This is a genomic window from Centipeda periodontii DSM 2778 (assembly GCF_000213975.1).
Classification (GTDB): Bacteria; Bacillota; Negativicutes; order Selenomonadales; family Selenomonadaceae; genus Centipeda; species Centipeda periodontii.
Genome location: NZ_GL892076.1, coordinates 1,136,438 through 1,162,133 on the forward strand (window position 1 = coordinate 1,136,438; position 25,696 = coordinate 1,162,133).

Annotated in this window: 23 protein-coding genes; 12 read left to right on the plus strand and 11 right to left on the minus strand. The window is 57.9% G+C overall.

Features of this window, described 5'->3' with window-relative positions; all coding sequences use genetic code 11:
* The first annotated feature begins 203 nt into the window (after positions 1 to 203).
* From HMPREF9081_RS04980 to HMPREF9081_RS05030, 11 genes are read left to right on the plus strand one after another with little or no spacing between them, the layout of a single operon-like run.
* Complete coding sequence (locus HMPREF9081_RS04980; protein WP_006305951.1) at positions 204 to 557, plus strand: NADH-quinone oxidoreductase subunit A; 354 nt, start codon at positions 204 to 206, stop codon at positions 555 to 557.
* A complete protein-coding gene (locus HMPREF9081_RS04985; RefSeq protein ID WP_006305953.1) occupies positions 548 to 1,087 on the plus strand; it encodes an NADH-quinone oxidoreductase subunit B in 540 nt (179 codons plus the stop codon). The genes HMPREF9081_RS04980 and HMPREF9081_RS04985 overlap by 10 nt, the downstream gene beginning before the upstream one ends.
* Positions 1,084 to 1,575 carry an NADH-quinone oxidoreductase subunit C gene (locus HMPREF9081_RS04990; protein ID WP_006305954.1) on the plus strand — a complete coding sequence of 164 codons (492 nt, stop codon included), beginning with the start codon at positions 1,084 to 1,086 and terminating at the stop codon, positions 1,573 to 1,575. Before HMPREF9081_RS04985 ends, HMPREF9081_RS04990 begins: the two co-directional genes overlap by 4 nt.
* Positions 1,575 to 2,675, plus strand: coding sequence for an NADH-quinone oxidoreductase subunit D (locus HMPREF9081_RS04995; RefSeq protein ID WP_006305955.1), 1,101 nt, complete (start codon positions 1,575 to 1,577; stop codon positions 2,673 to 2,675). The genes HMPREF9081_RS04990 and HMPREF9081_RS04995 overlap by 1 nt, the downstream gene beginning before the upstream one ends.
* Before the next feature lie 12 nt (positions 2,676 to 2,687).
* A complete protein-coding gene (nuoH, locus tag HMPREF9081_RS05000) occupies positions 2,688 to 3,734 on the plus strand; it encodes an NADH-quinone oxidoreductase subunit NuoH (RefSeq protein ID WP_006305956.1) in 1,047 nt (348 codons plus the stop codon).
* Positions 3,735 to 3,746: 12 nt separating this feature from the next.
* Positions 3,747 to 4,418, plus strand: a complete 672-nt coding sequence (locus tag HMPREF9081_RS05005) for a 4Fe-4S dicluster domain-containing protein (protein ID WP_006305957.1) — start codon at positions 3,747 to 3,749, stop codon at positions 4,416 to 4,418.
* The gene (locus HMPREF9081_RS05010) at positions 4,415 to 4,909 is read left to right on the plus strand and encodes an NADH-quinone oxidoreductase subunit J family protein (RefSeq protein WP_006305958.1); all 495 of its coding nucleotides are present in this window, start codon (positions 4,415 to 4,417) and stop codon (positions 4,907 to 4,909) included. Before HMPREF9081_RS05005 ends, HMPREF9081_RS05010 begins: the two co-directional genes overlap by 4 nt.
* Entirely contained in the window at positions 4,906 to 5,211 is a 306-nt protein-coding gene (gene nuoK / locus HMPREF9081_RS05015) for an NADH-quinone oxidoreductase subunit NuoK (RefSeq protein ID WP_006305959.1), read from the plus strand. The genes HMPREF9081_RS05010 and nuoK overlap by 4 nt, the downstream gene beginning before the upstream one ends.
* 14 nt (positions 5,212 to 5,225) lie before the next feature.
* The gene (gene nuoL, locus HMPREF9081_RS05020) at positions 5,226 to 7,127 is read left to right on the plus strand and encodes an NADH-quinone oxidoreductase subunit L (protein WP_006305960.1); all 1,902 of its coding nucleotides are present in this window, start codon (positions 5,226 to 5,228) and stop codon (positions 7,125 to 7,127) included.
* Positions 7,124 to 8,656: a complex I subunit 4 family protein gene (locus HMPREF9081_RS05025; protein ID WP_006305961.1), complete on the plus strand. Its 1,533-nt coding sequence runs from the start codon at positions 7,124 to 7,126 to the stop codon at positions 8,654 to 8,656. Before nuoL ends, HMPREF9081_RS05025 begins: the two co-directional genes overlap by 4 nt.
* Complete coding sequence (locus HMPREF9081_RS05030; protein WP_006305962.1) at positions 8,656 to 10,110, plus strand: NADH-quinone oxidoreductase subunit N; 1,455 nt, start codon at positions 8,656 to 8,658, stop codon at positions 10,108 to 10,110. Before HMPREF9081_RS05025 ends, HMPREF9081_RS05030 begins: the two co-directional genes overlap by 1 nt.
* A 258-nt stretch (positions 10,111 to 10,368) precedes the next feature.
* Here the strand turns inward: HMPREF9081_RS05030 and HMPREF9081_RS05035 are convergent, their stop codons facing one another.
* The 11 genes from HMPREF9081_RS05035 to HMPREF9081_RS05085 all read right to left on the minus strand — a co-directional run bounded on the left by HMPREF9081_RS05035 (position 10,369) and on the right by HMPREF9081_RS05085 (position 24,497).
* Positions 10,369 to 12,336: a TonB-dependent receptor plug domain-containing protein gene (locus tag HMPREF9081_RS05035; RefSeq protein WP_040394561.1), complete on the minus strand. Its 1,968-nt coding sequence runs from the start codon at positions 12,334 to 12,336 to the stop codon at positions 10,369 to 10,371.
* A gap of 303 nt (positions 12,337 to 12,639) precedes the next feature.
* Positions 12,640 to 13,587 carry an ABC transporter substrate-binding protein gene (locus tag HMPREF9081_RS05040; protein WP_006305964.1) on the minus strand — a complete coding sequence of 316 codons (948 nt, stop codon included), beginning with the start codon at positions 13,585 to 13,587 and terminating at the stop codon, positions 12,640 to 12,642.
* 53 nt (positions 13,588 to 13,640) lie between these two features.
* Positions 13,641 to 14,450: an ABC transporter ATP-binding protein gene (locus tag HMPREF9081_RS05045; protein ID WP_006305965.1), complete on the minus strand. Its 810-nt coding sequence runs from the start codon at positions 14,448 to 14,450 to the stop codon at positions 13,641 to 13,643.
* A gap of 4 nt (positions 14,451 to 14,454) precedes the next feature.
* Positions 14,455 to 15,480, minus strand: a complete 1,026-nt coding sequence (locus HMPREF9081_RS05050; RefSeq protein WP_040394562.1) for a FecCD family ABC transporter permease — start codon at positions 15,478 to 15,480, stop codon at positions 14,455 to 14,457.
* Positions 15,481 to 15,821: 341 nt separating this feature from the next.
* Complete coding sequence (locus tag HMPREF9081_RS05055) at positions 15,822 to 16,475, minus strand: hypothetical protein (RefSeq protein ID WP_006305967.1); 654 nt, start codon at positions 16,473 to 16,475, stop codon at positions 15,822 to 15,824.
* Between the two features lie 143 nt (positions 16,476 to 16,618).
* Positions 16,619 to 17,335, minus strand: a complete 717-nt coding sequence (locus HMPREF9081_RS05060) for a hypothetical protein (RefSeq protein ID WP_006305968.1) — start codon at positions 17,333 to 17,335, stop codon at positions 16,619 to 16,621.
* Positions 17,332 to 18,939, minus strand: a complete 1,608-nt coding sequence (locus tag HMPREF9081_RS05065; protein ID WP_006305969.1) for an amino acid ABC transporter ATP-binding/permease protein — start codon at positions 18,937 to 18,939, stop codon at positions 17,332 to 17,334. The genes HMPREF9081_RS05060 and HMPREF9081_RS05065 overlap by 4 nt, the downstream gene beginning before the upstream one ends.
* Complete coding sequence (gene cydD, locus HMPREF9081_RS05070; protein ID WP_006305970.1) at positions 18,936 to 20,612, minus strand: thiol reductant ABC exporter subunit CydD; 1,677 nt, start codon at positions 20,610 to 20,612, stop codon at positions 18,936 to 18,938. Before cydD ends, HMPREF9081_RS05065 begins: the two co-directional genes overlap by 4 nt.
* Positions 20,587 to 21,603 (minus strand): cytochrome d ubiquinol oxidase subunit II, encoded by a 1,017-nt coding sequence (cydB, locus tag HMPREF9081_RS05075; protein ID WP_006305971.1) that lies wholly within the window; start codon positions 21,601 to 21,603, stop codon positions 20,587 to 20,589. Before cydB ends, cydD begins: the two co-directional genes overlap by 26 nt.
* A gap of 2 nt (positions 21,604 to 21,605) precedes the next feature.
* Positions 21,606 to 22,976, minus strand: coding sequence for a cytochrome ubiquinol oxidase subunit I (locus tag HMPREF9081_RS05080; protein ID WP_006305972.1), 1,371 nt, complete (start codon positions 22,974 to 22,976; stop codon positions 21,606 to 21,608).
* Positions 22,977 to 23,138: 162 nt separating this feature from the next.
* Positions 23,139 to 24,497, minus strand: a complete 1,359-nt coding sequence (locus HMPREF9081_RS05085) for an HAD-IC family P-type ATPase (RefSeq protein WP_006305973.1) — start codon at positions 24,495 to 24,497, stop codon at positions 23,139 to 23,141.
* A gap of 143 nt (positions 24,498 to 24,640) precedes the next feature.
* On the opposite strand from HMPREF9081_RS05085, the gene HMPREF9081_RS05090 reads away from it, so the two are divergent.
* Complete coding sequence (locus tag HMPREF9081_RS05090) at positions 24,641 to 25,597, plus strand: alcohol dehydrogenase catalytic domain-containing protein (RefSeq protein WP_006305974.1); 957 nt, start codon at positions 24,641 to 24,643, stop codon at positions 25,595 to 25,597.
* Positions 25,598 to 25,696 lie beyond the last annotated feature (99 nt).

Sequence of the window (25,696 nt, forward strand, 5' to 3'; positions counted from 1 at the left end):
TTTTCTAGTATTCTATAAGGAAGTTTTTTCATCGCTCTCCTTGTAAAAGAAATGCTTTTCGAGTATATTATACATAGATTTTATTGTCTATTCCACTAATTATAAATTTTATTAGTATTGCCTGTGCAGATAAAAATTTTCTCAGGCATTTGTTCTGTTTGTTTATTTTTCTGTGTAGTTATTTCATATTAGGAGGTCTGTGTATGGGAGAGTTTGGAAGTCTGGGAATCTTTCTCGTGGTGGCGCTGTTTTTCCCCGTCATGGCGCTCGGCCCTGCATTTCTCTTGCAGCCGAAGCAGCCGTCGCCGCAGAAATACATTCCCTACGAGTGCGGCGTTGATCCGATCGGCTCGCCGTACGTGCAGTATCGCGCGGGGTATTTCCTCTACGCGCTGCTGTTCATCGTGTTTGACATCGAGACGGTGTTCCTCTATCCGTGGGCGGTCGAGTTCCAAATGCTCGGCCTCTTTGCGCTGCTCGAGATGTTTGTCTTTGTCGGGATTCTTGCGCTCGGTCTTGCCTATGCGTGGCGAAAGGGGGATCTCTCATGGAGATAGCGGATCGTGTTCCCGAAAGTCTGCGGCACAATGTCTTTGTGGTGAAGCTCGACGAACTTCTGCGCTGGGCACATGCCAGCTCCATCTGGCCGCTGTCCTCGGGGCTTGCCTGCTGCGCGATTGAGATGATGAGCACGGCAACGGCGCGCTTCGACCTCGCGCGCTTTGGCTACGAGGTGTTCCGTCCGTGCCCGCGTCAAGCCGATCTCCTCATCGTTGCGGGGACGCTGACGTGGAAGATGGCAGATCCGATCGTGCGTCTTTACGAGGAGATGCCCGAACCGAAGTATGTGATCGCGATGGGCGCGTGCACGATTGCAGGAGGGCCCTTCGCGGACTCCTATGCAGTTGTGCCGGGTGTGGATGAGATCCTGCCCGTGGATGTCTATATCCCCGGCTGCCCACCGCGCCCCGAGGCACTGATCGACGGCATGCTGAAGCTGCGTGAGAAGATTCTCCATCCGGAGCGCGTGGCGGCGGAGCGCGCCTACTGGGCGCAGCAGGTGGAGAAGAAGGCGGTGAACGCATGAGAAACGACTATGCTTCGTCAGAAGCGCTCGCTGCGCTCAAGATTGCCTTTCCAAATGCGGAATACGATGCGGAGGCTTCGCATCCAGCCGTCTATATCGGCGCGGAGGAATTGACCGTGTTTCTTACGTTCCTGCGCGACGACAGAGCTTTGCAGCTCACGCGCATGGAGAACGTCACGGCGGTTGACTGGAAGGATCGCTATGAGATGGTTTACCATCTCTTTTCGCCGACCCTCCTGCACTGGCTGACGGTGAAGGTGACGCTCGCGCATGAGGATGCGCCCACAGTGCCGTCCGCGACGGCGGTGTTCCCAGGCGTGGAGTTCGAGGAGCGCGAGGTCTATGACCTTATGGGCATCACATTTACGGGACATCCCGATCTCCGGCGCGTGTTCCATCGCGATGATTTTGTCGGGCATCCACTGCGCAAGGACTTTGTACCGCCGCCTCCGCCGAACATCCCGCGCATTCGAAGGGAGGGGATCTGATGGTACGCAGCGAGACCTATACGCTCAACATGGGACCGCAGCACCCCTCGACGCACGGCGTGCTGCAGGTGCAGCTTGAGCTGGACGGCGAGCGCATTGTAAAGGCGACGCCGATCATGGGCTACCTCCATCGCGGCATCGAAAAGCTGCTCGAGGATCGGACGTACGTACAGGGGCTGCCCTATACGGACCGCCTTGACTATATCTCGGCGATGAACAACAACTTCGGCTACGCGCTTGCGGTGGAGCAGCTTGCGGGCATCGAAACAACGCCGCGCGCAGAGTACATCCGCGTCATTATGGCGGAGCTGAACCGCATCAACAGCCATTTGATCTTTATCGGGACACTCGCGAACGATCTCGGCGCGTCGACGGGGATGCTCTACTGCTTCCGTGACCGCGAGAAGATTCTCGACATCTTCAACCTCGTCTGCGGTGCGCGCCAGACGTTTCACTACATCCGCATCGGCGGCGTAAAGGAAGATCTCACACCCGAGGCAGAGGTGCTGATCCGCGCATTCCTCGATGAGGTGCCGATCTTCCTTGAGGAGTACAACAAGCTGTTGACGGGCAACGAGATCTTCATTCGCCGCATTGTGGGGACATCCCCCATGACGACGGAGCAGGCACTCTCGTACAATATGACGGGGCCGAATCTGCGCGCGACGGGGCTTGCCTTCGACCTACGCAAGGTGGACGGCTACAGTGTCTACGATGATTTTGACTTTGATATCCCCGTCGGCAAGAACGGCGACAACTGGGATCGCTATATGGTGAAGCTGAACGAGATCGCCGAGAGCGCGAAGATCATCCGTCAGGCGATCGACGGTCTGCCCGAGGGCGACTTTATGGGCAAGAAAGTCCCGAAGGTCATCAAGCCCCCCAAGGGCGAGGTGTTCAGCCGCACGGAGGGCACGCGCGGCGAGCTCGGCTTCTACATCGTCAGTGACGGCACGACAAAGCCGTACCGCATCCACATCCGCCGCCCCTCGTTCGTCAACATGCAGGGGCTGAACGCGATGTGCCACGGAATGCTCATCGGCGACTCGGTCGCCGCGTATTCGTCCATCGACCCGATCATGGGCGAAGTGGACTGCTGAGGAAGGAGGCGGATGATGGAACTTTCTTTCTTGGGAACGATTGCGCTTACGCTGCGCGCACTCATCTACAGCATCGTACCGATCCCGTTTGTGGTCGATCTTGTGATGACCTTCGTCGGCATCGCGCTCCTGCTCGGGATTATTTCGATGGCGGCGATCGTCTTTACCTATGCGGAGCGCAAAATCTGCGCGTTCATTCAGGTGCGCATCGGTCCGAACCGCGTCGGCGGACGCTTCGGACTGCTTCAGCCGATTGCCGATATGCTCAAACTTATGAGCAAGGAAGATATCATGCCCGCCGGTGCGGACAAGGTGGTCTGGGCGCTCTCGCCCGCGCTGCTCTTCGTCCCTGCGGCGCTGGTCTATGCGTTCTTCCCGTTCGACGCGGGCGCGGTGCTCGCGGATGTAAACGTGGGAGTGTTCCTGCTGTTCGCCGTCTCGGGACAGGCGGTTCTGCCATTCCTCATGGGCGGCTACGCATCGAACAATAAATACTCGTTCATCGGCGGTATGCGCATTGTTGGGCAGATGCTCAGCTACGAGGCACCACTGCTCTTTTCCTTGCTCGGCGTCATCATGATTACGGGCTCGCTGCGCCTCGACGACATTGTGCAAATGCAGGCACAGACGAGATGGTTCATCTTTATGCAGCCGCTCGCGTTCGTCATCTTCCTGATTGCGGCGGTCGCGGAGACGAATCGCACGCCGTTCGATCTCGTCGAGGGCGAGTCCGAGATCATCGCAGGGCCGTTTACAGAGTACTCGGGGATGCGCTGGGCGCTGTTCTTCCTCGCGGAGTACGCGAATCTGCTGACGGCGGCGATCCTCGCGACGACGTTCTTCCTCGGCGGCTACAGCGGCCCGTCGTTCCTGCCGGGCTTCGTCTGGTTCGGACTCAAGGCAGTGCTTATGGTGCTGCTCATCATGTGGTTCCGCTGGACGTTCCCGCGCACGCGCGTCGATCAGATTCTCACCTTCGGCTGGAAGGTGCTCGTGCCGCTCTCGATTCTCAACGTCTTTTTGACGGGCATCGGGATGTATCTCTTCGGCATTGTCTAAGGGGGTGCCCACATGTTTGGAAAAGGTTTGCTCACAGGTATGAGCGTCACATGGAAGCACCTCTGGGGCAAGAAGGAAACATTCTGCTACCCCGAAGAGAAACTTCCGATGACGGATAATTTTCGCGGGGGCAACCTCGCGATGGACTGGCGCGTCTGCATCGGCTGCTCGATGTGCGCGAATGCGTGCCCGAATAAGGCGCTTGAGCTCGACATCGTGCAGGACGCGAAGAAGAAGCGCCACATGAAATCCTACGTGCACAAGTCGGGACGCTGCCTTTACTGCAATCTCTGCGTAGAGGTCTGCCCCGTCAAGACGCTCGTCTGGGATAAGGACTATGCGATCTCGACGTGGAGCAAGGAGACGATGACCCACGATGCGATGACCGATCAGGATCGCGAAGACCTTGCGGCGTTCCTGGCACAGGTCGAGGTCGAGGCGGCGGAGGAAAAGGCAAAGAAGGAAGCCGCCGCCAAGGCAAAGGCGGAGGCTGCCGCGAAGGCGAAAGCCGAGGCAGAGAAGGCTGCGGCGGAGAATCCCAAGGCGGCTGCCGAGAAAACGCCCGAAAAGCCGGAAGCGACAGCGAAAGTGCCCGCAGCGGGAAAACCTGCGGCAGAAAAGCCGCCCGCTGCGCCAAAACCCGCCGAAGCAAAAGCAGAACCGAAGGAAGGAGGGACGGCATGAGCATCGTATTCTATTTTCTCGCGGCGGTGACGATCATCGGCGCACTCGGCGTCGTGCTGTCCCCGAATGTCGTGCACAGCGCGCTCTTCCTCGTGCTCTCCTTCATTGGCGTCGCGGCGATCTACTTCTCCATCGGCGCGGAGTTCCTCGGCGCGGTGCAGCTGATGGTATACAGCGGCGCGGTCGCCGTCCTCATCGTCATGGCGATCATGCTGACGCGCCGCGACTCCATGGCGCAGTCGAACCCCTCGCAGAAGCTCTTTCGCCGCGTGGTGACGGGGCTGCTCGCGGGCGGATTCTTCTTCCTCATCGGTCTAGGGATTGTGCTTTCACCCCTGCCGGACGGTGATCTCGCTCCGTCCGCAGGCGCGCATGAGATCGCACAGCGGATGCTCGGCACGTACGTCCTGCCGTTTGAGATCGTGGCGGTGCTGCTGCTCGTCGCGATGGTCGGGGCGCTCGTGCTCGCGAGGGGAGGCGATACGGAATGATCGGACTGCCTGATCTTCTCTTTGTCGCCGCCGTGCTCTTCTGCATCGGTCTCTATGGTCTGCTCACGCGGCGCGGCATCATCCCGATCCTCATGTGCGTGGAGCTGATGCTCAACGCGGTCAACATCAACCTCATCGCGTTCGACCGCTTCTACGCGCACAATATGGAGGGACAGCTCATGGCGCTGTTCTCGATCGCGGTCGCCGCATCCGAGATCGCCGTCGGGCTTGCCCTCGCATTCCGTCTGTATCAGATCCGATTCACGACGAATGTCGATGAGCTGGACACGCTCAGAGATTAGAGGAGGGGAGAGATATGTTTACCTTTGCACTGACACATGCCTATCTGATCCCCCTGTTCCCTGCGCTCGCATTCCTCATCATCGGGCCGTTCACGCGGCAGGAGAAAAACCTCTCCGCCGCGATTGCGATTACGATGATGTCGCTCGCGTTCGCGTTCTCCGTATTCGTCGCGCTCGCCACCGTGAACTATCAGATCACGATGAACGATCCGTACGTCATGAAGGCACTCTGGGCGCAGATCGGCGACGTGAAACTGACGATGGGCGTGCTCATCGACCCCCTGACGGCGATGATGCTCGTCATCGTGACGCTCGTCTCGCTGCTCGTCTACATCTACTCCGTCAGCTACATGGAGCACGACGAGGGCATGGGGCGCTTCTTCGCGTTTATCTCGCTGTTCTCGGCGTCCATGCTGGGACTCGTCGTCTCGGTCAACTTCCTCCAGCTCTATGTGTTCTGGGAGGGCGTCGGACTCTGTTCCTACCTCCTCATCGGCTTCTACTATCACAAGGTATCTGCACGCGAGGCGGCGAAAAAGGCGTTCATCACAACGCGCATTGGCGACTTCGGAATGCTCGTCGGCATCCTGCTCGTACAGATGACGTTCGGCACAATGGACTTCATCGAGCTGCGCATGCTCGTGCCTCCGTACGTTGTTCTTGCGGGGACGGGCTTCCTGACCGTGATCGGACTCCTCCTCTTTATGGGCGCAATCGGAAAGTCGGGACAGTTCCCGTTGCACGTCTGGCTGCTCGATGCGATGGAAGGACCGACGCCCACATCGGCGCTCATCCACGCGGCGACGATGGTCGCGGCGGGCGTCTACCTCGTCGCGCGCGCGTTCTTTATCTTTAGCGAGTCGCCGTTTGTGATGGACTTTATCGCAGGACTCGGCGCGTTTACCGCGCTCTTTGCCGCGATTATCGCCGTGACACAGCGGAAGTTCAAGTCCGTCCTCGCGTACTCGACCATCAGTCAGCTCGGCTATATGATGCTTGCGGTCGGCGTCGGCGCATTCTCTGCGTCCATGTTCCACCTCATGACGCATGCCTTCTTCAAGGCGATGCTCTTTCTCTGTGCGGGTGCGGTCATGCACGCGCTGCACGATGAAACGGACATCACGAAGATGGGCGGTCTGTGGAAGAAGATGCCGCTCACGTTCGCGGCGATGGTGGTCGGCGTGCTTGCCATCTCGGGCATTCCGCCGTTTTCGGGCTTCTTCTCCAAGGACGAAATTCTCGCGGCGGTGATGCACGCGAGCACGCCGCTCTATGTGATTGCGTCGTTTACCTCCTTCCTCACGGCGTTCTACATGGCACGCCTCCTCATCGTGGCGTTTCTCGGCGAGAGCCGCAGCAAGCATGAGGCACATGAGGTCGACGCATTCATGCGCTGGCCGATGATCATGCTCATCCTGCTTACGCTTGTGAGCGGTCTTTGGGGCTACTTCGGCGATTTCGCCGTCTGGGTCAATGCGGGCGTGCCGCATCATGCGGCGATCGACTGGACGGTCGCAGGCACGAGTACGGCACTTGCACTCGTCGCGTTCGCCGCCGCCTATCAGATCTACGGGCGGCACAGCCTGCGGATGGCGATGCGTCAGCGGAGCTTCGGTTTCGTCTATCGCGTTGTCTATCACAAGTTTTACATCGACGAACTCTACGCCTATTTCCGTGAACGATTTGTCTACGGGACGGCGCTCATTCTCAAATGGGTCGATGAAAAGATCTTCGACGGTATCATGTACGGTCTCGGCGGTTATGCGCTCGCCACGAGCGACCTCCTCACGGAGTCCGCGAACGGGCAGGCACAGCGCTACGTCGTCGTGTTCTATACAGGCGTGCTCATTCTCCTGTGCTATGCGCTCTACTGGGCGGTTCAGATCATTGCCTACTGGGGAGGTGGACTGCGATGATGACATTTCCGATTCTCTCGGTCATCCTCCTGACACCGCTCGCGGCGGCGCTCATCATCGCGCTCCTGCCGGGGCGGCTGCACGATACGATCCGCCAGCTCTCGGCGTTTGCGATGATGGTCGCAACATTGCTGACACTCTTTGTCTATGCGGACTATGATATGGCACGCGGCGGAATGCAGTACACGGAGTACATCCCGTGGATCACCGATCTCGGTGTTGCGTACTCGCTTGGCGTCGACGGCATCTCGCTGCCCATGCTGCTCCTCTCGAGCGTCGTGGGGCTTGCCGCCGTCTACAGTTCGTGGCACGTCGAAAAGCGTGTCAAGGAGTATTTTGTTCTGCTCCTCATCGTGATTGCGGGCGTCTCGGGGGCATTCCTCGTGCGCGACCTCTTCTTCTTCCTCGTGCTCTGCGAGATGGTCGTCATTCCGGCGTATCTCATGGTGCTCATCTGGGGCTCCTCGGAGCGCGTTTCGAAAGAGCACGCGGCAATGAAGATGACCATTTTCCTGCTCGTCGGCTCTGCGTTCATGCTGCTCGGCGTACTCCTGCTCTACGTGAGCGCGTACGAGTCGGGGATGCGGACGTTTGACTTTGAGGCACTTGCCGCCGCTGCGGTTGCGGGGCACATTTCGTGGGAGGTGCAGATCACGGCATTCCTCCTGCTGCTCATCGGCTTCGGCTCGCATCTCTCGATGTTCCCATTCCACATCTGGTCGCCCGACGGCTATGCGGGCGCGCCGACGGCGATCTCCATGATCAACGCGGGCGTTGTGAAAAAGATCGGGGGCTACGCGCTCATCCGCATCGGTTTCTTCATCCTGCCGTTCGGCGCAAAGTTCTGGGCGCCCGTGATTGCCGTGCTCGCGATGATCAACGTCATCTATGCGTCCTACATCGCACTCGCACAGCGCGACATCAAGTACATGATCGCATATTCCTCCGTTTCCCACATGGGCTACGTCCTGCTCGGCTTCGCGGCGCTGAACGTCGTGAGTGTGAGCGGTGCGGTCGCCTACATGGTGGCGCACGGCATCATGCTCGCGCTCTTCTTCTCGCAGGTCGGCTATGTCTACGAGAAAACGGAACTGCGCAGCGTCGGCGACCTCTGGGGGCTCGCGCACCACATGCCGCATATCACGGTCGGCTTTATGCTCGCGGGTCTGTGTTCGCTCGGACTGCCGGGTCTGATCGGCTTCATCCCGGAGTTCACGATCTTCGTCGGCATTATCGAGGTCTACCCCGTGATCGCCGTGATCGCCGTCTCGGGCATCATCTTCACTGCGTTCTATGTCCTGCGTATGCTCGCGCGCGTCCTCTTCGGACCGCGTGTGGAACGCTTTGCAAAATTCCCCGACGAGCGCAAGATCGACATCGTGCCGCTCGTCGTGCTCGGCGTGTTCCTTGTCGGCTTCGGCGTCTTCCCGGGGCTCCTCATGGGCGTTGTGGATACGGGTGTTGCGCCCCTTGCGCCACTCTTTGAGCTGATTCAGGACGCACCGACAATCTTAGGAGGTGGGCACTGATGCTGCAGGCGATGAACTTTTCGGCAATCTCCGTGGAGATCGGCATTGTCCTCCTGATGGCGGCCGTGCTCGTCACCGATCTTGTCCTCAAAAAGGATGCGCCGCGCTGCCCCGTCGTCTGGCTGACGGTGGCAGGACTTCTCGGCGTGCTCGCGCTTGCCGTGGGCATGTATCCGCCCGATGGGGGCGCGGCGGCGTTCTACGCGGGGCTTTACATCGTTGACGGTTACTCGATTTTCTTCAAGATTCTATTCATCATCGGGATTCTCTCGACCGTCATCTTTGCGGCGGACTATGTGGAGCAGACGATGCGACACAAGGGCGAGTTCTATCTGCTCCTGCTCTCAGGCCTCCTCGGCATGTGCGTTCTCGCCTCGGCGAACGACCTCATGACGGCATTTGTCGGACTCGAGCTGATGACGATTTCGTTCTATACGCTCGTCGCCATTCGCACGGATAACCCGCTCTCGGCGGAGGCGGGCATCAAGTACCTTGTGTTCGGCTCCGGCTCGACGGCGGTGCTGCTCTACGGCATGAGCCTCGTCTACGGCATGACAGGGACGATGGTGTTTCAGTCGATCGCGCAGGGACTCGGACTCGTGTTCTCCCTCGGGCTGATCGGCGTGGTCTTTATCCTCGCGGGCTTCTTCTTCAAGCTCTCGATCATCCCGTTCCATCTCTGGGCACCCGATGTGTACGAAGGCGCGCCCGCACCCGTGACGGCACTGCTCGCCATGTGCTCGAAGGCGGCAGGCATTGCGATCCTCCTGCGCGTTCTCTTCGTCGCGTTCCCTGTGCTCTCGGCGTACTGGGCGCATCTGCTTGCGATCTTCGCGGCGGTCTCGATGGTTGGCGGCAATCTCATGGCGTTTCGCCAGACGAACATCAAGCGTATGCTTGCGTATTCGTCGATTGCACAGGCGGGCTACATGATGACGGCAATGGTCGCGACGAATGCGGCGGGCGTCAAGGCAGTCCTCTTCTATGCGATGGTCTACGTCTTTGCGAACGTCGGCGCATTTGTCACGGTGTCCTATCTTGAGATGAAGCGCGGCGGTGCGGACTTTACGAGCGTCAGAGGTCTTGCGAAGGACTCGTTGCTCCCTGCGGGCATTCTCATGGTCGCACTCCTCACGATGGCGGGCATTCCGCCGACGGCGGGATTCGTCGGGAAGATCTACATCTTCTCGGCAGCAATCGACGCGGGCTATCTCTGGCTCGCGGGTGTCGGCTTCGTCATGTCCATGATGTCTGTCTACTATTATTTGCTTGTCATCAAGGAGATGTTCCGCGATGTCGAGGAAGGGGAGAAGTGGACGGAGGAGCACCTGCGCCTGCCGCTCCCCGCAAGCGCAATGGGCGTGATCGCCGTCGCCTTTACCCTCATCATCGGCGTATGGGCAGAGCCGCTCTCGATCTTCAGCAATGTTGCGGTCTATACATTTATGAGGTAACTAAGGAATCGCTGATAAAATGAAGTCCGTCAGATTGGCGTAGATTTTTTCGTCCGAACAAGGAGGCAAACCGGACGCATAGCCAAAGCTATGTGGAGGATTTGCCGACACAGTGCGGGCAAAAAAGATGCGTCAAGATGGCGGTGCTGAATTTATCAGTGCTTCCTTAAGCCTCAATCGTTTTACAATTTCATCTGAAAACACAAAGAACCCGTCGGCACAATCGCCGATGGGTTCTCTGCGTTTTACTGTATCTGTTTAGAAGGTCATGCGTACGCCGCCGCGCCAGATGCGGCCGTCGTAGGCGAGTGCGTCGCTCTCCTTGTCGAAGATGTTGTCGACGCCGAGGTAGGCGCTGAACTGGTCGTTGAATTTCTTGGTGACAACGAGATTCGTGAGCGCGAGCGCGGCATCCTTATAAACGGTTCGCCTGCCGACCTGCTCCGCATAGCGATAGCCGGCGGTCCAGTCCTGCCAGAGCGTCGCGTTCCAGCCGTGCCGCGGGTCATCGTAGCTGAGTTGGAGGCTTGCCTTGTGGCGGGCGCGTCCCGTCAGGCGTGTGTTGGTCTTATCGTCCTGCGCGTCGAGGTAGGTATAGAGTCCACGCAGGGCGAAGCCGCTGCCGAGATCCTGCTTTGCCTCAAGCTCGACGCCCTGAATCGTGGCGCTGTCGATGTTCTGATAGGTACCGGTTGAGAGGATAGTAGGCGGCGGGGGACCGGGGATGACGGTATTGACTACATTGACGTTGATCAAGTCTTCCACCTTGTTGTGGAAGTACGTGAGCTTACCGAAGGTCTTGCCGCGCTCGCCCTCGATTCCGAGGTCGAAGTTCAGCGCCTTTTCGGGCTTCAGATCAGGATTTCCAACAATATGGACATTTATTTTTCGAGCCGGTGTATGCCGCCAGTCAAAGTAGAGTTCGCTCGCGGTCGGGGCACGGTAGGCACTGCCGACGTTCGCCTTGAAGCGCAGACCCTTGTTTATTTTGTAGGTTGTGCCGAGCTTGCCCGTCACCTCGCTGCCGAATACGTCGCTGTGATCCCAGCGCACGGATGGGATGACCGTCCAACGTGGGCTTACAAGCCACTCATCCTGCACATAGAGCGCGGCCAAATTCATTGAGCTGTCGCCAAGTTGATTGGTCACACCCTCAAGCGTCGTTGTCTTGGAGCCTTTGATGCGCGTGCTCTCGTAGTCTTCCTTGCGGTATTCGCCGCCGACGGTCAGCAGATGATCCTTTGCGATCTGCATGGAGCGTCTGCCGTCGAAGATCAGGGAGTTGTACGTCATATCGTCAAAGCTGTGGAGGCTGCCGTTTGCGCGGTTTCTTGTCCGCTGATTCTTGTCAAAAAAGGTATAGTACACCTGCATCTCGTAGTCGCCGCGGCTGTCACGTCCGGAATACTTGACGCCCGTGGAGAAGCGATCATGGTCATAGCTTGTTTTCTGTGTGGCGGAGTCCTTCATGTCGAGATTTTCCTTCAGATAGTCGAAGAAGACATCGAGCCACTTGTCCCTTGCCACGTCCATACGCCCGTCGATGTTGAAGAAATACTTCTTGCCGTATATATTACTGACCGCGTCGGTACCGCGCTCGCGCACGTCCGTGCGCTTGAAGCTCGTGCTGAACGCCCATTTGCCGACCTTGCCGGAGTCGAGACGGAGACCTTCATTGTTCTGGCGCGTCGTCCAATCGAGGGTAACAGAGGTCTGTGCCTCGGCGGGGCGCTTCCGTATGACGTTGATAACGCCGCCGAGCGCCTCCGAGCCGTAGAGAGAGCTGACCGCGCCGCGCACAATCTCGATGCGCTCCACATCGTCCATGTTGACGCGCTGCAGCTCATAGTAGTTCATCGTCTCGCTCGTATTTTCCGTACGGACGCGGCGTCCATCGATGAGGATGAGCGTCTGATTTGTATTCATGCCGCGGATGGCGGAGCGATTGCCGACCATCGTGTTTTCCTGCAGATCAATACCGAGGGCGAGTTTGAGCGCCTGTGCAAGGTTCTCCGCGCCCATCTTGTCGATGTCCGCGCGCGTGATGACCTCGACGGCGCTTGGTGTCTCCTTGATCTCTTGCTCCGTGCGGGAAGCCGTGACAACGACTTCGTCTGTGACTACAGATGCCCCTCCATCGCGAACTGCTGCGTAGGCGGGCACGGATATTGCGCTGAGTACGGCTGCGGTCAGAAGAATTTTCCTCTGTGTGTGCTTGTGTGACATCTTTTCAACTCCTATCATACTATGGAAGCACTGATAAATTCAGCACCATCATCTTGGCGCATCTTTTTTGCCCGCTTTTCGCCCTCGATCCTCCACAGAGCACCACTCTGCGTCCGGTTTGCCTCCTCAACCGGACGAAAAAATCTACGCCAATCTGACGGACTTCATTTTATCAGCGATTCCCTATGTAAACGTGGCGTATGCAAAAGCTCCGCGTGGGGAATTCCTGCACATCGCCGCTGCCGCCTCGTTTTGCTCTCCTAAAAAATGCAGATGTGTTTTCTTTGCCCATCCCTCCCTTCACTACGAATTCGGATACATGATGTTCGCGAGTGTCTGAAGGGCATCCGCAGCGCGGACACCGGGATTTACGGCAAAGAGTTCGTATGGCAGTACATAGACGCGACCGTTCTTCACTGCATCGACATCTGACCATGCCTCGCTCTCCTGTAGGTCGCGACGCATCTTCGGCTCAAGCGTCTCAGCGGGACCGTGCACGATGATGAAGATCACGGCTGGATTCTCGCGCGCGACGAACTCCATGGAAAGCGGAATATAACCGCCGTCCCCCTCCGCCCGATCGGCGATATTGCCGCCGCCGAGCATGTCAATCAGCCCCCCGGTGAAGCATTTCGATGTGCCCATGTTAAAGCTGTCGGGCGAACCGAAGACGAGGAGATTCTTTGGTGGCGTGCGCCCCTCCGCACGTTTCTTCACGACATCGAGTTTCTCTTGAATCACTGTTGCCTGCGCGCGAGCATCCTCTTCGTGCCCCGTGAGGCCTCCGTAGAAGTCGAGCGTGGAGAGCAGGGATGGAACGTCGTCGAGCGCTTGTATATAGAGTGGTACGCCGGCATTGCTCAGCGTCTCCACAAGCCCCGTATGGAAGGGGACGTTCGTGCCGATGACGAGATCGGGCTGCAGCGCGAGGATCTTCTCGATGTCTGGCTGATGTATGATGCCGACCTCCTCTGCGGATGCCGTCTTTTCCTTGACTGTCTCGGAGAGCGCCTGCGAAGTCGGCTTTCCGACGATGGCGTCGGCGCCGCCCGCAGCGACGTAGAGGTCGAGGTTCGACGGGTTGAGGATGACGACGCGCTGCGGATGTGACGGAAGTGTGACCGTGCGTCCCGTGCTGTCCGTTACCATGAGCTCCTTTGGCTCCGGCGGTGCCTGTGCCGAAGGCCAAAGGAGAAAGATGGCAGCTGCCGCGAGGCAGAGAAATGCTGCAATGATACCGATTTTTCGCATAAACACCTCCGAAAGTGATAACTTCCTAAAGTAATTCTCTGAGATTTCGGTGTTCAGTGTTCGTGTGCTGTCCGTGCAACGCGCTCGGGCAGGCAGAGTTTCGTGCGCCGTCCCGCAATCTCAATGTCGCTGACGCGACTCTCCACGCCGTAGAGATCACGCACGAGTTCGTGCGTGAATACGTCGTTTGGGGATCCGTCCGCGATAATTTCGCCTGCGCGGACGGCAATGAGGCGACCGCCATAGCGCACGGCTTGGTTGAGGTCATGCAGAACCATAATGACGGTGAGACCGAGTGTGTCGTGCAGATTTTCCACAAGCTCCATGAGTGCGAGCTGGTGCCGGATGTCAAGATACGTGGTAGGCTCGTCGAGAAGCAGCGCCTCCGGCTGCTGGGCAAGCGCCATCGCCAGACGTACGCGCTGACGCTCACCGCCGGAGAGCGCGCGGATCGGTCGCATGGAGAGGGACTCCATGCCCGTTCGCATGAGTGCCTCACGACATATTTCTCCGTCCTCTTTGGAGAACATGTCCCAAAATTTTCGATGCGGCAGTCGTCCCATGCGAACGAGTTCGAGTACCGTGATGTCGCCGGGCGGTTCCGCGCTTTGGGGCAGGAAGGCGATTTTCTGTGCAATATCCCGTTCGCTTTTCCCCCATATGTCGGCGCCTAGGAATTCGATTGTCCCGCTGCTCGGTTTCAAGAGGCGGGCGAGCGCCTTTAGGAGTGTTGACTTGCCTGAGCCGTTGGGGCCGATGATGGCAGCAATTTCCGCGCGGTGTATGGATACATCAACCGCGTGTATGATCTCCATGCGCCCGTAGCTGAGCGAAAGCGCGCGTGCCCGCAGCAGTTCTTCCATAACGTCACTCCCTTCGCATGCCTTTCTTGAGTAGGTAGAGGAAGAACGGCGCGCCCAGAAAGGACATGAATACGCCGACCGGCACCTCGACCGGGGCAAAGGCGACGCGTGCCGCAGCATCCGCACCGGCGACGAGCGCTGCACCCCAGAGTGCCGATGCAGGCAGGAGCCAGTCAAAGTCAGAACCGGTCAGGAGGCGTACGATATGTGGTACGACCAGTCCGACAAAACCCAGCATGCCTGCGGCACTGACGGCGGATGCCGCGAGCAGCGCTGCAAGTATGAGGAGGACAAGGCGGGCGCGTGCGACATTCACGCCCAGGCTTCGCGCCGTTTCCTCACCGAGCTGCAGAGCGTTCAGCCAGCGGCTGCCGAGCAGGGCTCCGGCAATGCCGATGAGTGTGTAGGGGAGAACCATCTCTGCATGACTCCAGCTTCTCCCTGCGAAACCTCCTGCCATCCAGTTCACCGTACCCTGCACGCGATCGGAGTAGAACACCATCAGGGCAGTCATCGCTCCACCGAAGAATGCGGCAATGGCGACGCCTGCGAGCACCATGCGCATCGGATGCACGCCGTTCTCCCATGAGAGGGCAAAGACGAGCGCAACGGCGATCATCGCTCCAATGAAGGCACCGAGCGGGACAAATTTTGTTTCGGCAGGCAGCAGGATCATAATGCACATAGCGGCAAGCCCCGCTCCTGCCGAGACACCGATGATGCCCGGATCAGCGAGCGGATTTTTCAGAATGCCCTGCAGAATGCAGCCCGCGAGCGCGAGATTGATGCCTGTGAGCGCCCCCGTAACGATGCGCGGCAGACGAATATGATACAGGATGCGGTAGTCCTCCGGCGTTCCGTTTCCGAGAAGTGTCGGAAGAATATCATGCGGAGCGATCTCGACCGCTCCCAGTGAAGCGCTCGCAAGCAGTGCGCCCACAAGTGCGAGGAAACCAATGCCAAGTGCCAGCCGACGCAGCAGTGCACGCGGATGAATGTCTGTGGAGAAATTTTTTTTCGATGCTTCCATAGAATCTCCATTTATAAGAATATGAAATATAAAATTATTATCAATAAAGATATAAAAGAAAAAGGGGGATCGCCCCCTTTTTCTACAATCAACAGCAGCGAAAATTATAATCATTCCCTCATGTGCTCGTTCGTAGAATACATTATTGTGTTTGTCTTGTCAACTCAAAATTTATGCCGAATATCAAAGCCTGCCCCGCCGCAGCGGGGCAGGGGCGTTTGTAACGATTCATCTAATCATAAAGACAGGGGCAGTTGTACGAAGTTTTCTAGCTTCGTGCAACTGCCCCTGTGATGTTATCGTTTGACTTTCGTCAGTAGGTTTGTGTACCGGAATGTTCGTTATTTCATCTCATCCATAATGGAGTCGTCGCCGCCCTTGAAGAACATGTAGCGCGCGAGGTCTTCCTGGAACTTGCCGACATCGGCGGGCACCCATTTGCCGGTATTCTTGTCCTTCTTGACCTCGACCTCAAACGACTGCTGTCCTGCGACTTTTGCAGCCTTCAGTTGGTCGGAGAAGATCTTCAGATACACGTCACCGAGCTTGGAAAGAGCTGACGTATCATCCGAATCCATCGCCTTTTCCATTTCTTTTTCGAGCATCTGCATAGAGCTCGTCATCACAGATGTGAACTCGATATAGTCGGTCGTGACTTTGACCTTCGCCGAGTTGTCGCTCTTAGACACGTCCTCGGTCTTGATCTTCAGCTCCTTGAGCTTGTCACCCATGACCTTCTGGGCAGCGTCGCTTCCTTCCTTGCTGGCTTCGAGACTCTTCCCCAACTCTTGAATAAAGATCTCGTTGATGGGCTTTGCGCCATCGCCCGTCAGTTTGAAATCCTTCATTGCGGCGGCATCGCCGTGGCCGATTCCCTCTGCGAGGGCTTGGACATCAACGCTCGGATCGTTCCCGCCGCAGCCCATGAGGGCGACGCTCGTAAAGAGAGCAAAGCAGAGGGCGAGCAGAACCTTACTGAGTGAACGGATTTGCATAACACTTCCTCCTTATAGCTGAAATACACGGAAACTGAGGGGGTATCCTCTTTTCCTCCAAAAAGCTCTTCCTATATTCTATCACAGTCAGAAAAAAAGTGTACTGTCATAAATGACAGGTTTTACCAAAAAATTTGAAAAAATTATATATCCCAGTGCAGCTGTTCGGGGTTCGGTGTCGCACGGTCGATCTCGCGCAGGATCCATGGCGCGTTTTCGTGCGCTGCGGCAAAGGCATCTGCAAGTCCCTGCTCATATGCGGGCGGAATCTCCATCGCGTGCAGCGCCATATGCATGTAGTCCTTTGCGATGAGGACGACGCCGCGCTCGGCGGCGAGATGTGCCTTGAAGCGGTAGCCGTAGTAGAGATACGAGTTGTGCGGCACGGCGTCCGCGAGCCCGTCAAAGGCGGCAATGCGCTCGTCCACCTCTGCCTCGGCATCCTCGGTCATGTGCAGCTTGTGCATGAGGTTCCAGCGATCTGCCCAGAGCTCGCCGCGCAGGATGTACTTGTAGAGGAAATCCGTGGACTCGGCGCACTCGATGGCAAGGTTGATGTGCTCGAGTGCCGCTTCCTGCGTCTCCTTTTCCGCAGCTTCGAGCGCACTCAGCCCCTGCATGGCATAGATCTTTTCCTCCATGTCCTGTGCAAGCTCTTCGTTCGGCTCTGCGTCGATGATACTCTGAAAAAGTGCGAGAGCATCACTGCGATATTCCTCCGCCTGTGCGAGGAAATGGGCAAGGCGTGCGCGTGCGTGCCAGTCCGCTACGCCGCCCGCAAAGAGGTCGTGGGGCGGAGCTGCCGCACCAAGACGGTCTATCACCACATGAATGAGTTCGTGAAAGCGTTCTTCTGTCATAGTTCTATCACCTGTTTCATACGGTCGAGAAGGGGAAGGTCATGCGTGATGACGATGAGCGTGCCGCCGCGTGCGTCGAGTTCCGCGAGAACGGCGGCAATCAACCGCTCCCCACGCTCTGCATCAAGCCCTGCGGTCGGCTCGTCGAGAAGAAGAATCGGCGCATTGGAGGCGAGTGCAAGCGCCGTGAGGAGGCGGCTGCGCTGTCCGCCCGAGAGGCGTGCGGCATTCGCGCCGAGCTCTTCGTCGAGTCCCGCAGGAAGTGCCCGCACAACATCGGCAAGCTGCGCCGTTTCGAGCGCCTCCCACATACGTTCCGCCGTTATACCTTCGTGCAGACGTAGGAAGTTGTTGCGTATTGACGTGCTGAAGAGATAACTGCCCTGAAGCGCAGCGCCGAAGAGCACGCGCGTCGCGGTCGGAGAGAGTTCCGTATGCTTTGCTCCGCGATAGGAGAGCATCCCGCCATCGACCTCCCAGAGGCGCAGGAGGAGGCTTGCAAGCGTGGTTTTGCCTGCGCCGCTCTCACCGATGATCGCCGTGTGCTGACCGCGCTGAATTGTGAACGAGAGTCCGTTCAGTATGGGCACGGAGGCATGATACCCGAAGGAGATGTCCTGCGCCTCAATAAGAGGTGCGTCAGGGGCGCTGTCGGGCACGGGGGAGGTAATTTCACGTAGTTCCTTCGTCGCGGGCAGAATTGTCTCTGCCGCCCGTACTGCCTCCACCGTACCGAGACTTGCGGCGGGTAGGGGCCGATACTCGCTGAGGACTGCCTCAATAACGAGCACCCAGACGGCGTACTGGACGCCCGTGAGAGCACCGTTTGCGACGAGCGGGGTGAGTAGGATGATCAAAAGAATCCAGACGGATACACGCAGAACGTCGAGCAGTGTGAAAAGGCGCTCGCGCTTCGTGCGTTTGCCGCTCTGTTTCTGCTGAAAATTCACTGCCGCCCGATCGAGATGATTCGTAGCATCCACGAGAGTGCCCGCCGCCGCAAGTTCCATGCGTCCATCGAGACGGTCGAGCAGTGCGTTGCGGTAGGCGGCGCTCTCCGTGCGCAAATCTGTTTCCCGCAGCAGATGGGGGAGAACGAGATGCGCGGCATACAGGAGTACGATGAGCAGTATGCCCCACGGGCTGAGCGGCAGGAGAGCCGCGCAGGTTACGGCGGTGAGTATTCCTGCGATCAGCGGCTGCGGGACGGTGCGGAGGTAGAAGTCACGCAGTGTCTCGCAGCCCGTCAGGAGATCGTGCAGGAATTCGCCCTCACGCACGTTTCCTTCGCGCAGCGGAATCATCGCAGCCGAGCGGCGGTAGGTCGCCTGCTGCAAGCCTTCGTAACACGCGAATGCAAGCCGATGGGAGAGCAGGCGGTCGAGGTAGCGAAAGACGGCGCGCCCGATGCCGCAGGCGCGCACCGTCGTAATCATGAGTGCGAGTGCGGAGAGGGGAGGCTGCAGGGCAGCACTTGCGATGATCCACGCCGCTGCACCGATGAGCGCAATGCCCGAGGCAGCCGCAAGTATGCCCGCGATAAGAGCGGGCAGCGCCTTCATCGGATCAGCAATCCTGAGTAGTCGGAAGAGTGTTCTTGTCATGCGTGCTCACCTCCCAATGTGATAACGTGATCCGCCCACGCGATGAGGGCGGGGCGGTGCGAGGTCAGAATCAGCGTGCGATGATGTGCAAATTGTGTCAGTGCCGCAATGACCTGTGCCTCCGTTTCCCCGTCCAGACCTGCCGTGATCTCGTCGAGCAGTACGATGGGGCGATTCTGAAAAAACGCGCGCGCGAGTCCGAGACGATGTCGCTCACCCGCAGAGAGCGGATGTCCGCCGGCGCCGAGCGGAGTTTCGAGTCCCTCGGGCAGGGAGCGCAGGAAGTCGCCGAGCGAAGCTGCCTCAAGTGTTGCCGTGAGGGTTTCGTTCGTGGCGTGTTTGAGCCAGAGGCTGACGTTCTCCGCAAGCGACGCCGTAAAGATATGCGGCTCCTGCGGAACGTAGGTGATGAGATTTTGCCGCGTTGCCGCAGAGAGGTGCGCAAGGTCAAATGCGCTGCCGTTTCCCGCACCGTCCGCGAGCACAATTTTTCCCTCCGTCGGTGCAGTCTGACCTGCGAGCAGGAGCAGCAGGGTAGATTTGCCGATGCCGCTCGCACCCGCAAGCACCGTGGCTTTTCCCGCAGGGAAGGAGTAATTCGTGTTCGTGAGCACGGTCTCCTCGGTCAGCGGATAGCGATAGGAGAGATGCTCCGCATGCACGGCGGGCGGCGAGAGGATCTGACTGCGTGCACCGTCCCCGGGGGAGGGGAGACCCACGTAGGGCAGGAGTGCCGCCTCCGCTGTCTTGGCATCCATCGCCGCATGAAACGCGATGCCGCCCTCGCGCAGCGGCTGATAGAAGAGCGGCGCGAGGATGAGGACAAAGAACGCCGTCTGAAACGTCATCATCCCATCGAGGAGGCGCAGACCGATGGAGACGGCAATGAGCGCAATCGAGAGTGTTGTAATCAGCTCGAGCGCGAACGCTGAGACAAAGGCAAGGCGCAGGACGGAGAGGGACGCCTCGGCGAAGCTGTGGCTCATCCGTGCAAGATGTGCGCCCTCTTCATCGACGCGGCGAAAGATCTTGAGCGTCATCGCTGCACGCACGAGTTCGCCGAATCCGTCCGTGAGTGCCTGCATCTTGTCCCACTGCCGTTCACTCGCGCGGCGTGTCGCCTTGCCGATGAGGAAGAGAAGGAAGGGCGCGATCGGCAGCGTGACGAGGAAGAGGAGCGCCGAGAGCGGATCCGCGATTGCCGTCACAATGAGAATGAGCGGGATGAGGACAACTCCTGCAATCATTGTGGGCAGTACCGTGTGAAAGAACGGATCGAGTGCATCGACGCGTTCGAGTATGAGCGTCAGCGCACCCGAGGAACTGCGGCCGTGCAGGAGCATTGCCTCGTGCAGGGAGGAGCGTGCGGAGAGGCGCACGTTATGCGAGAGCTGTGCCTCAATGCGTCCCTTCGGCAGGCGCAGCAGTGCCATCGAGAGAACGCACAAAAACAGCATCAGAAGATCTGATGCTGTTTCAGCAAGCCTGCCGTGTTCTATAAATACTGCATTCACAATGATGGCAGTCTCCCATGCTGCCGCGACGACGAGACCTCCGTGGAGGAACTCGATCGCCGCGCGCACGAGGATGCTGTTCCGCTCAGTGCGAAGCACAGACAGCAGAATGGACTTCTTTTTTTCATTGTGATCAGTATGCCTGATGACCGTTGTCATTCGGTGAGATGCGCTTGCGGAAGATGTAGTACGTCCAGATCTGATAGGCGAGGACGACGGGAACGAGAATGGCCGCCGCAATCGTCATGATGGAGAGTGTGTACTCCGTCGAGGACGCATTGTAGATCGTGAGGCTGTACCCGGGATTCAGGCTCGAGACCATGAGGCGTGGGAAGAGACCGACAAAGAAGCCGATCGTTGTGCCGACAATTGCAAGACCGCCGAGCATGAATGCGGGCAGCTGTGTTCCCTTATACATTGCGCCAAGCGCTGCGACGAATGCCGCCGCCGAGAAGACAAGAGCGCCGGCAGCGAGCGGGCTCGCATAGAGATCCGTCTCAACATAGGTGAGGATCATGCAGAGTACGTAGAGGAGCGCTGCGAGGACGCCGAACTTCAAACCGAGCACACGGGCGCGGTCGAGGAGATAGCGATCCGTGAGACGCAGGCGCAGGAACGCCGCACCGTGGAAGGCAAAGACCGTGAGGAAGGTTACGCCGCCGACCACCGTATAGGGGGTCAGAAGATCGAAGAAGTTGCCCTGATAGACCATGTTCGAGCCAATGGGCAGCCCCGCGATCAGATTCGTGACGGCAACGCCCCAGAGGAATGCAGGGACAATGCTGCCGAACGCAATCGCGTACGACCAGCGGCGCTGCCACTCTGCATCCTCACGCTGATGGCGGAACTCGAATGCGACACCGCGCAGGATGAGAGCGACGAGCATGAGGAAGAGTGCGATGTAGAAGGTGCTGAACATCGTCGCATAGACATGCGGAAACGCCGCAAAGGTAGCGCCGCCCGCCGTAATCATCCAGACCTCATTGCCGTCCCAGACGGGGCCAATCGTGCGGATGACCTGAGAGCGGTCGCTCTCTTTGTCCGAAAGGAGTGTGAGCAGTGTGCCGACGCCGTAGTCAAATCCCTCGAGAAAGAAGAATCCCGTGAAGAGGACGACGATGAGCACGAACCAGAGAATATTGTAGTCCATTCTTACTTCCCTCCTTCGATGGCAGGGGTGATCTGCGTGCGGCGGATGAAGCGGAAGGCGAGATAGAGCGCCGTGATCAGGAGCAGCAGGTAGAGCACCGTGAACCCGATCATTGAAATCATGATCTCAGCAGAGGTGAGATTCGGCGAAACACCGTCCACCGTCTTTTGGAGTCCGACGACGAGCCATGGCTGACGCCCCATCTCCGCGACAATCCAGCCGCAGGAGTTTGCGATAAAGGGAACGACCACGAGCCACGGGAGCGCGTAGAGCAGTTTTTTTGCCGAGAACAGCTTGTCTTTTTTTGCGAGGTAGAACACCACGAGCGAAACGAGCACCATGAAGAAGCCGGAGCCAACCATCGCGCGGAACGAGTAGAAGAGCATGGTTACATGCGGACGATAGTCGCCGGGACCGTGCTTTTCAACCGCCTCTTTTTGGAGATCGTTGATACCGCGCACCTCGCCCTTGATATTATCGTGCACCATGATCGTGAACATGTAGGGGATGGTGATCTCGAAGTCATTGTGTCCCTTCTCCATGTTCGGGTAGGCAACGACGGCAAACGGCGCGGGATCCTCCGTCTCCCAAAGCGCCTCCATCGCCGCGAGCTTCATCGGGCTTGCCTGTGCGAGGTACTGCGTGTGGAAATGCCCGCTCAGAATGACGCCGACGACGCCGACCACCGTGTAGACCGCGCCCGCCTTGATCGCCTGCGTAAAGGCGTAGCGCGACTCCGTATCGTGGAGCAGCTTCCATGCCGAAACCGCCATGACGACGAAGCCCGCAGTTGTGATGCCTGCGAACAGCGTGTGGGACTGCTCGCCGAGGATGTAGTGATTTGTTACGAGCTCAAAGAAACTTGCCATCTCCGCGCGGCCGTTCGCAAGCGTATAGCCGACGGGATGCTGCATGAACGAGTTTGCGACGAGAATCCAGAACGCCGACAGATTACTGCCGATTGCGACGAGCCAGATACAGGCACAGTGCGCTTTTTCCGACAGCTTATCCCAGCCGAACATCCAGATGCCGAGGAAGGTCGACTCGAGGAAGAACGCCGTGAGCGCTTCGAGTGCAAGCGGCGCGCCGAAGATGTCGCCCATGAAGCGCGCGTACTCCGACCAGTTCATGCCGAACTGGAACTCCTGCACCAGACCGGTGACGACACCCATCGCGAAATTGATGAGAAAGAGCGTGCCAAAGAAATGCAGCAGCTTTCGGCAGGTCTTCTTCCATTCCGGCTTCTTCGTCCGCACGTAGCACGTCTCGAGCATGGCGACGAAGATCGCCATGCCGAGGGTGACGGGGACGAAGAGAAAGTGATAGATGGTTGTGATTGCAAACTGCCATCGTGACAGCAGCACTTCTTCCATTTCCAAACCCCTCCTAAAAAATAAAACCCTATGATAATATCACCGTCTTTTGTCACAAGAACTGCAACAAAATCCCTTGATTCGGTGAATTATATCATAGGTTAAAATGAAATACAAGTTAGATGAATATTTTTACTTATTTAGGAATAAATATCGTTAGCCTCATTCTCGAAGAGCGTTCACAATGAGCAAAATGACGAGCACAATAAGAGCGCCCCCGACGAATGGATAGGGCATCAGAGCGAGGTCAAAGGCTATGAAGATTCCTGCGGCAGCCGCTGTGAAGAGGAGAAGAAAGAGGATACTGAGCCATGCGTTCTGCTTCGCGCGCACACGCGCTGCGTTGCTCGTATCCCAGAGCGTGACGAGACTCGGCAATCCCTGCGCGTCGAGGGTGATGTCCGGCGTGAAGTTTGTCGAACGCCCTTGATTGCGCAGCGCCTGTGCCTCGAAGTAGGCGGCGTCCTCGGGGGACATCAACGGTTCAAGCTCCTGTGACGATTGCTCCCCGTCGGGTCCACGCAGGAGTTCTTCGTGCAGCGGATCGTGGGGCTGCTCTTCCATTTCGACGGCGGGGGGCTTATCGAGTGAGGAGGGGCAGCCGATGCTAATGTCCGCCGCACGCATTGCAGGCTGATCTGCCATCGGATTACCGACCATCGCGATGACGGAGCCGTGCGATTGGAGGAGGCGAATTTCGCGTGCTTTGTCTGCGCCCGTCAGGTCGGAACGCACTTCGGAGATGTGGAGTTCCTTGCCCGTCGCGTTCGCGAGGCGCTTCGTTTCACCCGTGAGGAGGACAAAACGAAGACCTCGTTCTTTGAGTGCTTGCAGTGCATGACGTACGTCGGCACGCACATCATCGCGAACTGCGATGATGCCGCGCGCGTATTTGCTCGAGCTCACGAAGAGCGGCGTCTGTCCGCTCGTTGCAAGCTGGTCGGCGCGCGTGAGGAGTGCCGCGCTGATCTCGATGTTCTCCTCCTGCAGCCATTCCTTCTTGCCGACGCGTACGGGTGTGCGTGCAATCAGTGCCTCGACGCCGAAGCTCTCGGTCTCGTGCGCGGCGGAGTGACGCTGGAGATGCAGACCGCGCTGGACAGCAGTGTCATAGAGCGCGTGGGCGTAGGGATGCGTTGCCTCACGCTCGGCACTCGCGGCAAGTGCGAGCAGCGATCCCTGTGTCATGCCTTCGGGCACGAGGGCAGAGATGAAGATGTTGCCCTCCGTTAGTGTGCCGTTGCGGTTGAATGCAATCGTGTCGACATGCAGCAGCTCGGTCAGCGCCCCCATGCGGCTGCATGTGACGCCGGAGTCGCGCAGGCGTCGCTTAATCCGCAGGGCGATGAACCATCGCGATACGATAAAGGGCAGCGGCGAGGCCGCAAGAAATACGCCGAGGAAGATCTCCGATGCAGCTTCAACGGAAATATCGCCTGTGATATACCAATAGCCTGCAGCGCACGCCGCAAGCACAACGCTTGCGATGAAATGGAAGAATGTGGAGAAAAATTTCTTCAAGGACGTTCAACTCCTGTCCTGTTACTTTTACAGAGGCATTATAGCACAGGCAGAGGGCTGTGACAAATCCATTCGTATATACTTGCCCCTTGCGATAAGAAAATGATAATATAGAGAAAAATGGTACGCGGTTTGGAGGAAACATGATGAAAGCAGTCGTTGTATATGAACCCGGCGGCGCGGAGCAGCTCGTATATACGGATGTACCGCGTCCCGTACGCAAGGACGGTTGGTCACTCGTGCGCGTGCGCGGATTCGGCGTGAATCACTCGGAGATCTTCACGCGGCAGGGACTATCTCCGTCTGTTGTATTTCCGCGCATTCTTGGCATCGAATGCGTCGGAACGGTGGAGGAGACGACGGATGTGGCACGACTTCCTGTGGGACAACGTGTCGTTTCCATCATGGGAGAGATGGGGCGTGCCTTTGACGGCAGTTATGCGGAGTATGTGCTCCTGCCGAATGAGCAGATCTATCCCGTGGAGAATGATCTGCCGTGGGAGGTCTTTGCGGCGATTCCCGAGACCTGTTATACAGCGTTTGGTTCACTGAAGAATCTGTGCATATCGGAGGGCAATACTGTGCTTGTGCGCGGCGGAGCAAGCGGCGTCGGAATTGCATTTCTGCGGCTGCTGCGTGCGCAGTTCCCTCATATACAGATCGACGGTACGACACGTCGTGTTGAGATGGTGGAGCAGCTGCGCACAGAAGGATACAACCATGTTGTGATCGAAACGAACGGGGAACTCAATGCTGAGGAACGCTATGACCGTATTCTCGATCTGGTTGGAGCGGCGGCAATGAAAGACTCTATGCGTCATTTGGCATCCGGCGGCATTCTGTGCAATACGGGACAACTCGGTGGGAAATGGTATCTCGAGGAATTCGATCCCATTGTTGATCTTGCGGAGGATGCATATCTTACCTCATTCTATTCGGGCAATGTGCGCGTGGAACGCCTGCGTGAGCTGTTTGCGTACATTGGGCACTATGATGTTCCCGTACAGCCGGCACGTGTATTCTCCCTTGCGGAGACAGCGGAGGCACATCGCTGGCTTGAGGGACAGAACGGCTTCGGCAAAGCGGTTGTCTTGCTATAGATGCGGAACCCCTCTCCTATTGCAGAGAGGGATTTTTCATTTGCATGACATTATCATCTGTGATATAATATAATTGTGATTAGACAAATTACATTTTGG